12 protein-coding genes are annotated in these 13,096 nt (G+C 33.7%); 5 read left to right on the top strand and 7 right to left on the bottom strand.

Annotated elements, in window-relative coordinates:
• Positions 1-24: 24 nt before the first annotated feature.
• The 5 genes from ppa to uvrC all read right to left on the bottom strand — a co-directional run bounded on the left by ppa (position 25) and on the right by uvrC (position 6,007).
• Positions 25-543 (bottom strand): inorganic diphosphatase, encoded by a 519-nt coding sequence (gene ppa, locus DZ65_RS0100490; RefSeq protein WP_024786754.1) that lies wholly within the window; start codon positions 541-543, stop codon positions 25-27.
• Positions 501-1,358, bottom strand: a complete 858-nt coding sequence (locus DZ65_RS0100485) for a YihY family inner membrane protein (protein ID WP_024786753.1) — start codon at positions 1,356-1,358, stop codon at positions 501-503. The genes ppa and DZ65_RS0100485 overlap by 43 nt, the downstream gene beginning before the upstream one ends.
• Before the next feature lie 3 nt (positions 1,359-1,361).
• A complete protein-coding gene (gene abc-f / locus DZ65_RS0100480; protein ID WP_024790482.1) occupies positions 1,362-3,296 on the bottom strand; it encodes a ribosomal protection-like ABC-F family protein in 1,935 nt (644 codons plus the stop codon).
• Between the two features lie 123 nt (positions 3,297-3,419).
• Positions 3,420-4,190 (bottom strand): bifunctional riboflavin kinase/FAD synthetase, encoded by a 771-nt coding sequence (locus DZ65_RS0100475; protein WP_024789002.1) that lies wholly within the window; start codon positions 4,188-4,190, stop codon positions 3,420-3,422.
• Positions 4,187-6,007 carry an excinuclease ABC subunit UvrC gene (gene uvrC / locus DZ65_RS0100470; protein ID WP_024791098.1) on the bottom strand — a complete coding sequence of 607 codons (1,821 nt, stop codon included), beginning with the start codon at positions 6,005-6,007 and terminating at the stop codon, positions 4,187-4,189. Before uvrC ends, DZ65_RS0100475 begins: the two co-directional genes overlap by 4 nt.
• 40 nt (positions 6,008-6,047) lie before the next feature.
• Here uvrC and DZ65_RS09640 point away from each other — a divergent pair, with 40 nt between their 5' ends.
• Entirely contained in the window at positions 6,048-7,187 is a 1,140-nt protein-coding gene (locus DZ65_RS09640; RefSeq protein ID WP_024786749.1) for a cation:proton antiporter, read from the top strand.
• On the opposite strand, the gene DZ65_RS0100460 is transcribed toward DZ65_RS09640, so the two are convergent.
• Both DZ65_RS0100460 and DZ65_RS10805 read right to left on the bottom strand, forming a co-directional pair.
• Entirely contained in the window at positions 7,177-8,823 is a 1,647-nt protein-coding gene (locus tag DZ65_RS0100460) for a sodium:solute symporter (protein ID WP_024790480.1), read from the bottom strand. The genes DZ65_RS09640 and DZ65_RS0100460 overlap by 11 nt on opposite strands.
• The gene (locus DZ65_RS10805; protein WP_173391317.1) at positions 8,820-8,993 is read right to left on the bottom strand and encodes a symporter small accessory protein; all 174 of its coding nucleotides are present in this window, start codon (positions 8,991-8,993) and stop codon (positions 8,820-8,822) included. Before DZ65_RS10805 ends, DZ65_RS0100460 begins: the two co-directional genes overlap by 4 nt.
• Positions 8,994-9,086: 93 nt before the next feature.
• Between DZ65_RS10805 and DZ65_RS0100450 the strand changes: the two genes are divergently transcribed.
• The 4 genes from DZ65_RS0100450 to DZ65_RS0100435 are packed head-to-tail and all read left to right on the top strand — an operon-like array spanning position 9,087 to position 13,096.
• Complete coding sequence (locus tag DZ65_RS0100450; RefSeq protein WP_024786747.1) at positions 9,087-10,889, top strand: thiamine pyrophosphate-dependent enzyme; 1,803 nt, start codon at positions 9,087-9,089, stop codon at positions 10,887-10,889.
• Positions 10,886-11,410: a 2-oxoacid:acceptor oxidoreductase family protein gene (locus tag DZ65_RS0100445; RefSeq protein ID WP_024786746.1), complete on the top strand. Its 525-nt coding sequence runs from the start codon at positions 10,886-10,888 to the stop codon at positions 11,408-11,410. Before DZ65_RS0100450 ends, DZ65_RS0100445 begins: the two co-directional genes overlap by 4 nt.
• On the top strand, positions 11,397-11,804 hold the full coding sequence (locus DZ65_RS0100440; protein WP_024786745.1) for a PaaI family thioesterase: 408 nt from the start codon (positions 11,397-11,399) through the stop codon (positions 11,802-11,804). Before DZ65_RS0100445 ends, DZ65_RS0100440 begins: the two co-directional genes overlap by 14 nt.
• Complete coding sequence (locus DZ65_RS0100435; protein WP_024790479.1) at positions 11,801-13,096, top strand: phenylacetate--CoA ligase family protein; 1,296 nt, start codon at positions 11,801-11,803, stop codon at positions 13,094-13,096. Before DZ65_RS0100440 ends, DZ65_RS0100435 begins: the two co-directional genes overlap by 4 nt.

Genomic DNA, 13,096 nt, shown 5'->3' with positions numbered 1-13,096 from the left:
GTAACAAAAAAAGAGAAAAAGAGTTTATTTGTTATAGTTTTGGATAGCTTTATTTATAAGCTCCATCGCTTTTTCTTTTCCTTCAAAGCCTGTAACTTTAACCCATTTGCCAGGCTCAAGGTCTTTATATGTTTCAAAAAAATGTTTGATTTGATTTAGTTTAATTTCAGGCAAATCTTCCAAAGAATTAATTTTTGCCATTTGAGGGTCCAGTTTAGTAACAGGAACGGCTACTATTTTTTCATCCTGCCCGTTTTCGTCTTCCATTATTAAAACACCGATTACCTTTGATTTAATAACGCATCCCGGAACAACGCTTTCGGTTGAGAGAACCAATATATCAATCGGGTCACCGTCATCTGCAAGAGTATTGGGAATAAATCCGTAATTTGCAGGATAAAACTGGCTTCCGTAAAGAATTCTGTCTAAACATACGGCACCGCTAACTTTATCTATTTCATATTTTATATTGCTTCTTTGTGGAATTTCTATAACAGCATTTACTGCTTCATCTTCGGTTGGTTTAATTTTTGAAATATCCATAATTTCTCCTTTTTTTCTGTAATTATATCTAAATATTTAATTAAGTAAATTCCGCCTATATAGATTATCCAGTTAATATAAATCCATAAAAACACAAACATTAAAGTGGCAATGGAGCCGTAAATAGATGTATATGTTTTATTGATTAACACATAATAAATAAATGTGTTTTTAGCTGTAAAAAAGGCGATTGTTACAATAAATGAGGAAATTAGCGTTGATGTTGTTTTTTCGTTTATTAAAACTATTTTATATGATAAAAAAAATGTTATCCATATAAGTAAAAAAGGAAGAATTTTCCCTAATTTTATCCATGAGGTTAAAGTGGATTTGTCAAGAAAAAACTGAAATTTTATAGACAGATACATAGCAACTCCGAAAAGAATCGGAAAAAGCGTAATCATTGTCCAGTAAAGTTTTATTCTCTCCCAGATATTCTTTTTGTTCTGTTTAAAAATTTTTGAGACTATTTCCTCGAAGTTGTTAAAAAACAGAATGGATGTTACCACTATATAAATACCTCCGATTATTCCCATTTTGGATGAATTTGTTAAAAAATTTTGAAGATAAGATGAGATTATTTCTTTATTTGTAGGAAGCAGGTTTGAAGATATAAAACCTTCCAATTTATCATATATATCCGAAAAAAATGGAGAGCCTGCTATAAAAGAAAGAATGATAAGAAGAATAGGGACAAGAGAAAAAATTGTATAAAAACTCATAGCTGCGGCATATAGTGTAATTTCATCCAAAATATCTTCTTTTAAATGTTTAAGAAAAATATAAGAATTTTTGATAGTTTTTTTTGTATCCATTTTTTATCCTTGTATAAGGGATTCTTTTTTTTCTTCGAGTTCAAGATATCTTTCCACTTTTTCATCATAAAGTTTTTTAATCTCTTCCAATTCCCCGGTTAGGTTAACAAGACCTTTTTCATTATAACAATCAGGATTGCTTAAACATTCTTCAATTTCCGCAATGCTTGCTTCAAGCTCTTCTAAAAGTACAGGCAGTTCTTCAAGCTCACGCTGTTCTTTGTAAGAAAGTTTTGTCTGTTTTCTTTTTGGCTTTTCTTTTTTTTCATTTTCTATTTTTAATTTTTCGTTTTCGATTAATTTTAGCTCTTTTTCAATTTCGAGAAAATCCGTATAAGGTATGAAACTCTCTTCCACAATACCGTTTCCTTTGAAAATAAACAGCTTTTTTGCAATTTTATCCACAAAATATCTGTCATGGCTTACAAAAATTACACTTCCTTCATAATCCATCAGATATTCTTCCAAAATATTAATAGTCGGAATATCCAAATCGTTTGTCGGTTCGTCTAAAATCAATACATTAAAATCTTTGGTAAAAAGAAGTGCAAGTGCAACTCTTGTTTTTTCACCCCCGCTTAGAACACCTATTTTTTTTGTTAGATATTCGGGCGGGAATAAAAATTCTCTTAAATATCCGTAAACATGCATATTTCTGCCTCTGACATTTACCCTGTCTCCTCCTTTCGGGCAAAAAGTTTCTATTAAATCTTTGCTGTCGTTAAGCATTGATTTTCTCTGGTCCAGATAACCTATTTTTATATTTTCCCCGATTTTTATTATTCCCTCATCGGGTGTTTCCTCTTTTGTTAGAAGCTTTAAAAACGTAGATTTTCCGCTCCCGTTTTTACCGACTATTGCAATTTTGTCTTTTTGTAAAATTCTTGTGCCAAAATCTTTTATTAATAATTTATTTCCAAGGCTTTTGCTTAAATTTTCAATTTCGAACATAACCTTTTTTTTATTGATTTTGTCTTCTTCTTTTGCCAAAAGTTCCCGCTTTAGCTGCATTTCAATCTGTCTTATTTCCATTTTGTCATATTTTACTTTCTCTTTAAGTTCCAATACCCTTTTTTTTCTCCCTTCGTTTCTTTTAAGTCTGGCTTTAACGCCTCTGCTCAGCCATTCCTCTTCTCTTTTAAGAAGTCTTATTTCGTTTTCAAATTCTTTTTCTTTTGCTTTTAGAAGTTCCTCTTTTTGTTTTAAATAACTTGCATATCCGCCTTTGAAACTTCTGAGGCGGCAGTTTTCAAGTTCTATTACCCTTGTGGCGACTCTGTCTATAAAATATCTGTCGTGGCTTACCACTAAAAAGGTATATTTTTCTTTAAGAAGCATTTCTTCCAAAAATTCAGTCATATACACATCAAGATGGTTGGTCGGTTCATCCAAAAGCAAAACATCCGGTTTTTGAAGCAAAAGACTTGCAAGCGCCACTCTCCTCTGTTCGCCCCCGCTGAGAAGTGATATATCTTTAAATTCATATTTTTTTAAATCAAATTCCTGTAAAATTCGCTCAATCCTGTCATCCAAATTCCATGCATTGTGGAAATCAAGGAATTTTGAAATTTTGTCCATTTCCATTTGAATTTGAGGGTTATCCGGGTTTTTTGCAAATGCTTGCGCAAAATGCATGTATTTTTGATAAGCTTCTTTGAATTCGGTAAGTTCATTTTCGATGGCCTCTCTCACACTAAGACCTGTGGGAAATGTTGGGGTTTGTTTTAATCTTTTTATTTTTATGCCGTTTTTTGTAATTATTTCTCCCTCATCGGCTTCTACAGTGGCGTCAATTATTTTCATAAGAGTAGATTTACCGCTTCCGTTTTTACCTATAAGCGCTACTCTTTCGCCCTCGTCAAGATGAAATTCTATATTGCATAATATTTTTTGAGCTTCAAATTTTTTGCTTATATTTAATAAATCTATTAGTGCCAATTTTGCCCTTTGTTATCTTTTTGTAATTTTACCTTGTTATCCTTTTATTGCAAAATAACAAAGGAGGTGAAAATGAAAGTAGATATTTTGGTGTTAATAGCAACATTTTTGCTTATTGCTACTTCATTGGCAATAGCTGCCGTTTAAATTTTCAATATCTTCTAAAATCTGTCTTTTTAAATCAGATAAAGTATCAAATTTTTTGTTTTCCCTTAAAAAATCAATAAATTCAATTTCTATAAATCCATTTTCACTACTCACCATTTTTACATTGTCACTTATTATGTGCGTCTCAATTGAAAAATTTCCATCGGTTGAGCGCTTTCCAATAAAAGTAAGCGATTGAAAATTATTTGTTTTGGTTATGTAAACCCCTTCTTTAGGAATTACATACGGCTTAAAGAGTTCTATATTAATTGTTGGGACCAACTCTTTTTTTCCAAGCCCCTGACCTTTTATTGGTGTTCCTTTGATTTTATAACTTCTTCCTAAAAATTTATTTGCTTTTTTTATATCGTTTTTTATAAAGTTTCTGATGATATGGGCATGCACCCCGATTTCTTCTATTTTAATCTCTTTTATTACCTCAACTTCAAAATATTTTTTTAATAAATTAATATCTCCACTTCTGTTTTTGCCGAATTTAAAATCATCACCAACCACAATTTTTTTTACATTCATTTTTTTTAATATTTTTATAAATTCAACAGGTTTTAAATGTTTTATTTTTTCCAAAAACATAAATTCACACCCTAAATTAGTATATTCGCATCTGTCAAACCCCGGTGTGATTGAGCTTCCTTTTTCTATAACAATAAAAAAATCCACTTTTTTTAAAATTTTCTGATGTGCGATGTGCATTCCGTCAAAACCTCCAATTGCCACTGTTTTCATTTTTTTTCTTTATAAAAATTATATATAATCAATGCATCTTTTTTATTTAAAACCTTTTCCAAATCTTTTAAAGATGCGTTTTTAATATTTTCAAATGTTCCAAAATAGTTTATCAGTTTTGTCATTTTTGCTTTTCCTATGCCTTTGATGTTTAAAAGTTCAATCTGTGTGTCATTTTTTCTTTTGGTAATTCTGTGAAATTCTATTGCGAATCTGTGCGCTTCATCCCTTAAATTCTGCAAAAACATAAGCCTTTTGTCATTTTCGTTTAAATTAATTTTATCAATTTTCCATTTTCCGTTTTCCATTTTCCATTGAAAATAGAGTGTATCCTTTGCCTTGCCTTTGGCTCTGTGAGCTTTAGCGTCAATTTTTTCTTTTGCAATTCCTAAAATATCAATGTTTGCACCAGTTGAGTCAATTATTTCCTTTGTTATATTTATCTGGGCAGGCCCCCCGTCAATGAGCCAAAGCTCCGGCGGGGGTGTTTTATCAAAACTTTTTGCCCTTCTTGTTAAAAGCTCTCTCATTTGGGAATATTCGTCTTTTCCTTCTAAATGATAGTGTCTGTATTCAGACTTTTTGAATTTTTCATTTTCCCAAACCACCATTGCCCCGACTGTTGCCTCTCCATGCATATGGGAAGTGTCGAATACTTCTATTTTATATGGTATGTTTTGTAAATTAAACAGCTTTTTTATTTCAAATAGAATATTGTTTTCTTTTTGGTTTTTCATAATTTCATTTGCATTAATTTTAGCCAAATTTATTAAATTTTTTCTCTCTTTTGTGGTCGGTGTAACTATTGAAATTTTTTTTTTGAATTTTTCACTTAAAAATTTGCTTAAAGCAGTTCTTTCCTCAAAATCTTCACCCACTAAAATTTTTGAGGATGTAAAAGGAGTTTCTCTGTTATAAAATTCTAAAATAGCTCTTTTATAGGTTTCATTTTTATCTATTTCAGTTTGAGCATTTATTATATTGTGAGTGCCGGAGACTACTTTTCCCTCCCTTACAAATATTCTGATTATTACAGCCTTATTATTAAATGTTTCTACAACAAAAATGTCCAAATCTTCAAGTTTTGCCAAATCTACATTAGAATAAATTTCGGCATTTTCTATAGATTTTATTCTGTCTCTGATTTCAGCCGCTTCTTCAAACTGTAATTTTTTTGCAAATTTTTCCATTTTTTTATAAAGAATATTTAGAATTTTTTCTTTGTCATGGATTAGTTCAATTGCTTTATTTATATATTTTTTATATTCTTCCGGGTTAATCTTACCAACGCATGGCGCCAGACATTTTCCTATCTGATGATAAAGGCATGCTTTTTTATTTTTCAAACAGCTTTTTGACTGAACAAGGGGAATTTCTTCATATATTGTTTTTAAAATCGCACCCGCACCGCTGCTGAACGGTCCGAAATATTTTATATTTTTGCCTTTTATTATTTTTCTTGTTATTTCAAGTCTCGGGAAAAGCTCATCCATATCCACATAAATATAAGGATATGTTTTATCATCCCTTAAAAGAATATTATATTTGGGTTTTAACTGTTTAATTAAAGAATTTTCAAGTATAAGTGCGTCACTTTCACTTTCCACGACTATATAATTAAGCTCTTTTGCCTCATTTATCATTTTATATATTCTCGGGGCTAAATTATCCGCCGCTCTGAAAGGATTAAATCTAAAATAGCTTTTTACTCTTTTTTTCAGGTTTTTTGCTTTTCCCACATATAACAGTTTGCCGTTTTTATCAAAATACTGATAAACTCCCGGTTTAGGCGGTAAATTTTTTATTTTTTTTTGCAATATTCTCCTTTTTGATAAAATTATACTAAAAAAGGTTAAAATGAAGCTTGAAATAGAGAGTCTGGTGGTAGTGGCATTAATAATAATTGCCGGAATTATTGCACTTGAGATTAGTTTTTCCCCCGCTATTTTTGAAATTATAGCGGGAAGTATAGCCGCTAATTTTTTCCATATGAGCGATTTAAAATGGGCGGAATTTCTGGCAAACGTGGGACTTTTGGGGCTTATGTTTTTTGCGGGGCTTGAGAGCGATTTAAAACTTCTTAAGAAAAATTTTATAAAAGCCGTTTTTATAGGGGTGTCTTCTTTTTTATTGCCGTTTGTTTCAATATTTCTGATTAGCAAATTTATTTTACTTTATTCCCTTAAAGCGTCTTTGCTAATAAGCATAGCGCTTTCCACCACCTCTCTGGCACTCGTGTATCCGCTTTTGAAAGATAAAAATATGCTTCATCTTAATTCCGGTCAGACGCTTCTGGCCGGGGCTATGATTGTGGATATAATCAGTATGTTTTCACTGAGCTTTTTGTTTGAAGGAATAAATTATCAGAATATTATTTTTTTAGGCGTACTGTTAATAGTAATGTTTGTTTTGCCTAAATTCGGTGAAAAATTATTTGCCAGATACACAGGCAATCATATAGAATTTCCTATAAGGTTTATTATTGCAATTTTAATTTCAATCGGTTTTCTCTCAAAAGAGATACATATTAACGAAGCTGTTTTAGCGTTTGCCCTGGGAATATTTTTTTCTGAATTTTTAAAAGAACATGAAATGATAGAAAAAAAATTAAGGGCTATAATATTTGGATTCGTGGCTCCTTTTTTCTTTTTTAAAGCGGGTTATTCAATTAAACTTGACGTTATTAATTTTAAGATTTTATTTTTGAGTATAATACTTGGAATTATAGCGTTTGGCACAAAATATCTGGCGACCGTAATTGCGACAAAACCGTTTTTTAAAAAAAGTGTTTATAAAATTGCCGGGCTTTTTTTTAATATGAGACTTACATTTGGAATAGTGGCGAGTGTTTTCGGACTCGAATTTAAAATTATTGATGTAAATACTTATGTTTCTCTGTTATTAATTATAATTTCAACATCTTTGGCCGCCTCTGTTTTAATGAAAAGAATGCCGAGTGAAATTACAGAGGAAGAGCTGGAAGATTTTATCCTCTAACGCCAAAAGCTTTTTTTATCGTTTTTGTGTCAGGTTTTGTAATCATTGTAACTATTATCAAAGTTATTGTTGAAAGAGGAAGGGCGATAACCATGGCATCTACAAAAGCCCATTTGCTGTGGCCCAAAATAGAATTTACACCAAAAAGCGCCTTGGCAATGCCCAAAGCTTTTGCTTCTTTGAAATGGCAAAACAACAGCCAGAATAAAGATACAAAAAATCCGGCAAACATACTTGAAATTGCCGCTGTTTTAGTGATTCTTTTTGAAAAAAGTCCAAAAATAAAAGAAGGTAAAAATACAGATGCACAAAGCGCAAAGAAAATAGCCGTACTTCTCGCAATAATTGCCGGGGCCTTTTGAAATTTAAAAGCTAAAAATACTGAAAACAGAATAACAATGACAATTCCGATTTTTGTCCATAAAGTGGTTTTGTTTTTATCAGCCCCGAGTGTTTCAAAAATGTCCCTGCCGACAGCCGTCCCCATTGTGTGAAACTGACTTGATAAAGTGGACATTGCTGCTGAGATAAGAGCAAAAAGGAAAATAAATCCAAACCAGTGCGGCATCGCCGTATTTATAAAATGGGGGATTACTTTTCCAATTGCCCCCGCCGCTTCAAGGGCGTTTTTACCTCCGTAATTTTCAAAATACCATGCATTGCTTAAACTTCCCACAACAAAAATAACACCTGTCATTGCCAAAATGAAAATCCCTCCTATTAATACAGCCCTGTTTAGTTCTTTTTTGCTTTTTACGGTCATAAATCTCACTATAAGCTGTGGCTGGGCAAGTACTCCGATCCCGACACCAAGAGTAATCGTGGTTATTACAAAAAGCCAACCAGGAGATAAAAATGACGGCATTTTATTCCAGCCCTGAAATCCCCATATCTGAGATAATTTCATCATAAAATCGCCGCTTCCCGGAACTAAATCTTTTAAACCGGTATTTGAAAGCTTGTCTATTACCGTAATTTGCCAAACGTTATCAAGTTTTGCGAATGCTTCGTTTATTCCCCCCAGTGAATAAAACACCATTACTATTAAAACAATCATAGCTAAAAACATTATTGAACCCTGAAGGGCATCGGTATACATAACCCCTTTAAGCCCGCCGGCTAAAACATAAGCAGTGATTATCAGTGAAAATATTAATAATGCTATGTGATAATCCACATGAAAATAGATACTGATAAACTGAACACCTCCGATTAGAACAGCCGTGGCATATAACGGCATAAAAAATAAAATTATAAGTGCGGCAAAAATCTGAATAAATTTTGAATCATATCTTTTGCCCAAAAACTCAGGAAAAGTGTGGGCGTCGAGCCTTAAGCCCATTTTTCTTGTGGGGTTTCCTATAAATACAAAAGCAATAAAAATTCCGACAAAAATATTTAAAAAAGTAAGCCACAAAAGCGAATTTCCAAGCCATGCCGCCACTCCGCCGAATCCGACAATTGCAGCAGTTGAGATAAATGTGGCACCGTAACTAAGAGACATTACAAACGGATGTGCCTCACGGCCCGCTAAAAGATAATCTGTTGAATTTTTTGTTTTTGAATATCCCATCCATCCAAGATATGTCAAAGCGAACAGATAAAGAATAATTAGTGCAATTTCCCAAAAGCTCATAGTAACTCCTCGTTAAGCTCTTTTTCTTCATCGGCCCATTTTTTTAGAAGCATTTCATTGCTTTCCTCATCACCTTTGTTCCAATTAATCAAACCGTAAATCACACAAAGCAGGGCACTTAGTATTGTCAGCCAAAAAGCTGAGCAGACGCCTATATCAAAATGGCTCATTTTTTTCCTTTTTTTTTAAATTTTAATATAAAATTAATTGATATTTAAACTTTTTTGATATTATTATAAAAATTGATAAATAAAAGGGAAAAAATGAAACAGACATTAATGGGTAATGAGGCAATTGCATATGGACTAATGCACAGCAATACTCAAATTCTAAGCGGGTATCCCGGTACCCCCTCGAGTGAAATATTAACGACTTTTGAAAAAATTTCTAAAAATCTGCCTGTTTATGCAAAGTGGGCGACTAATGAAAAAGTGGGATTTGAAGTGGCTTTTTCCGGTGCAATAGCAGGACTGAACAGTGCTGCCACAATGAAACAGGTAGGGCTTAATGTGGCAAGTGATGCCTTAATGAGCGCAAGTTTTATAGGCAATATTGGCGGGTTTGTTTTAATTGTTGCGGACGACCCCGGCTTTCATTCATCCCAGACAGAACAGGACAGCCGTGAATTTGCTAGGTTTGCAAGAATTCCCGTTATCGATCCGGCAACCCCTGCCGAAGCATATGAATTTACCATAAAGGCAGGTGAATTATCAAAAAAATTTCAAATACCTGTGATGCTAAGAAGCGTAATGAGGGTTTCACATTCAAGGGAAATAGTGGAACTGAAAGAGCATAAATTTGAAGCGAAGGAAGGAAATTTCCAAAGGGATATACCGAGATGGGCTGCAGTCCCAAGGGCTGGAAGACTGGCTCAGGCATATGAGAGGGAAGAAAAATTAGAAAAAATTAAAAAATATAATTATGAGGTATTTATAAAACCAAAAATCAATAAGCTCAAAGGTACAAAAAATTTAATCATCTCTAGCGGAGCGGCTTTTGGATATGTAAAAGAGGTAATTGATGAATTAAATTTAGATATCGATATATTAAAAATTGAAATGCCTTATCCTCTGCCGCTAAATCAGCTTAAAGATTTAATTAAAAAATATGAAAAAGTATTGGTAATTGAAGAGACCTATCCGGTAATTGAAGAAGAAATTAGAAGCCATAATGTTTACGGAAAAATGACAAATGATGTGCATTCAATTGACGAGATGACAAAAGAGAGAGTTTTAAAGGCTTTAAAAAATGTAGGTTTATATAATGGGGAAAATATTTATAAACCTGTATTTACCCAGAATTTTGAAGTGAAGCATAGAAAACCGAATTTGTGTCCCGGATGTCCTCACAGAGATATCTTTTTTGCAATAAAAAAAGTCTTTCGGCCTAAAAAATCGATATATCCTTCAGACATAGGGTGTTATACGCTTGGAATCAATCAAAAAGCAATCGATACGGTTTTATGTATGGGGGCCAGTGTATCAATGGCGCACGGCTTCAGTATTGCCGATAAAGAAAAAACGGTAATTGCAACAATAGGTGATTCAACGTTTTTTCACTCAGGTGTTGCACCTCTTATTAATGCAGTTTATCAAAAAGCTAAATTTATACTTGTGATTTTGGATAATTCAACCGTTGCAATGACGGGAAGACAGGCTACACCCGAGAGGGCTGCCCCCGGGAAAGTTGATTTGAAAAAAGTTGCTGAGGGGTGCGGTGCTGAGGTAATGGAGTATTTTTACGAGCCTGATATTAATAAAACCATAAACTTTTTTAAAGATGTAAAGAAAAAATTTGAAAATGTTGAAGTCCCTTTGGTTGTAATTAGCAGACAATTCTGTGTGTTGGATAAAGAAAAAGCAAAAGAAAACTTAAAAGGCATTTTTGCTACAGTGGATGAAGATAAATGTGTTGCTTGTGATGTATGCACCACCCAGTTTGTATGTCCTCCAATGGCATATAATGAAAGGGGAAAAATAGAAATAGACCCGCTTTTATGTGTTGGATGCGGTGTGTGTATCAGCGGGGTTTGTCCTACGGATGCCTTCATAAGGAGAGATAAATGAAATATCAGATACTTTTAGCAGGATTTGGCGGGCAGGGCGTTGTATTTTTAGTAAAGGTACTCAGTATTTGTGCCGCTAAAAAAGGGTATAAATTTTTAGGGACGGAAAATCACGGAATGAGTCAGAGAGGCGGAAGTGTGAGTTCTCATATTAAAATAGGCGAATTTTATAACCCGTTGATTGATTACGGACAGGCTGATTTATTAATCGGGCTTGATCGGGATGAAGCACTTATAAATCTTACATATTTAAAAAAAGGCGGGGACTTGGTTGTAAATGCGCCTGATTTTCCTGAAATAGAAGCAAATGAATATATAGTTGATGCAAACAGACTGGTGGAAGTTGGTCTGTTTGATGCTAAAGGGCTTAATGTGTTTATGCTGGGAGTTGCATTAAAAAATGTTAAAAATTTTCCTTTCAGCGCTGATGAGGTAAAAGAAGCCATAAAAGATATTAATCCAAAATTTGCCAAAGCTAATTTTGAAATATTGGATAAAGCGATGAATTATGGAGAAAATTAAATTATATTTTAATGAAAATGCCGAATTTGGCAAAAATATAGGCATTGGACTAATAGATGTAAAATACGGATATGCAAAGGCAAAAATGAAAGTATCCACATTTCATTTGAATCTGGCAGGTGTTTGTCACGGAGGTGCTATTTTTACACTGGCTGATTTTGCGTTTGCCGTGGCAAGCAACTCTTTTGGGAAAATTGCCCTGGCAATCGATACGAGCATATCTTTTATAAATGCTGCAAAAGAAGGTGATGAATTAATTGCCGAGGCAAAACTTATTGCCGAGAGTAACCGTTTGGGCACATATGAAGTTAAAATAACTAATAAAGATAAAATTATTGCTTTTTTTAAAGGAACTGTTTATAAAACAAAAAAAGATTTAAAGGAGATAAAATGATTTATAATAAAATAGAAAGTGCAGGCAGGGAAGAGATCGAAAAAGTTCAGCTTAAAAGATTAAAAGAAGTGGTAAGCAGGGTTTATCATTTAAGCCCTTTTTATAAGAAAAAATTTGATGAATTAAACATAACTCCTGATGATATAAAATCACTTGAAGATATACAAAAACTTCCATTTACTAAAAAACAGGATTTAAGGGACAATTATCCGTTCGGACTTTTTACTGTGCCGATGAGTGAGGTTGTGAGAATTCATTCATCTTCCGGAACTACCGGAAAACCTACTGTTGTGGGATATACAGCTCATGATATGGATGTATGGAACGAAGTGATGATAAGATGTTATTATATGGCGGATGTCGCAAGTAAAGATATAGTTCATAACGCTTACGGATACGGGCTTTTTACAGGCGGACTCGGATTTCACGAAGCGGCTCAAAAAATCGGGGCTGCAATAGTGCCTGCAAGCGGTGGATTTACCCAAAGACAGTTAATGTTAATGCGTGATTTTGGGGCTACAATTCTTTGCGCAACTCCTAGTTTTGCTTTGCATTTGGCAGAAGAGGCCAAAAAAGAGGGGCCTGAATTTAGGAAAAATTATAAGCTTAGAGCCGGTTTTTTCGGAGCGGAACCGACAAGCAAAGGACTTAGGGAAGAAGTTGCAAAAGCGTGGCGGATAGATTATTACGAGGTTTACGGACTCAGTGAAATAATCGGGCCCGGGGTCAGCTGCAGCTGTAACATGGGAGAAGGGCTTCATATAAACGAAGACCATTTTTATCCTGAAATAATAGACCCGAAAACAGGGGAAGTCTTACCTGAGGGTGAAGAGGGCGAACTTGTTTTAACCACTCTTACCAAACATGCACTTCCGATAATAAGATACAGAACAGGCGATATTACAAGACTTGATAGAACTCCTTGTGCATGCGGCAGAACGTTTGTAAGGATGGAGAGTGTAAGGGGAAGGGCAGACGATATGCTGATAGTAAACGGCGTAAATGTGTTTCCTTCCCAGGTTGAGCATGTAATAGCAAATACTGAAGGGGTCAGTTTAAATTATCAGATAGTTGTGGATAAAAAAGGTTATTTGGATAAGTTGGAATTGATGGTTGAAGTTGATGAGCGTATTATGTTTGATGATGTTGCAAAACTTGAAAAAATTAAAAAAGAACTCCAACAGGCACTTTTGAATAATTTATACATTAATGCCATTGTTCATCTGGTTGAGCCAAAAAGCATAGAAAGAAGTATGGGTAAAGCAAAAAGAATAGTAGATAAAAGGAAATAA

The sequence above is a fragment of the Lebetimonas sp. JS032 genome (genome assembly GCF_000523315.1).
Taxonomy (GTDB): Bacteria; Campylobacterota; Campylobacteria; order Campylobacterales; family Nautiliaceae; genus Lebetimonas.
This window is presented reverse-complemented; position numbering and strand designations above follow the sequence as displayed.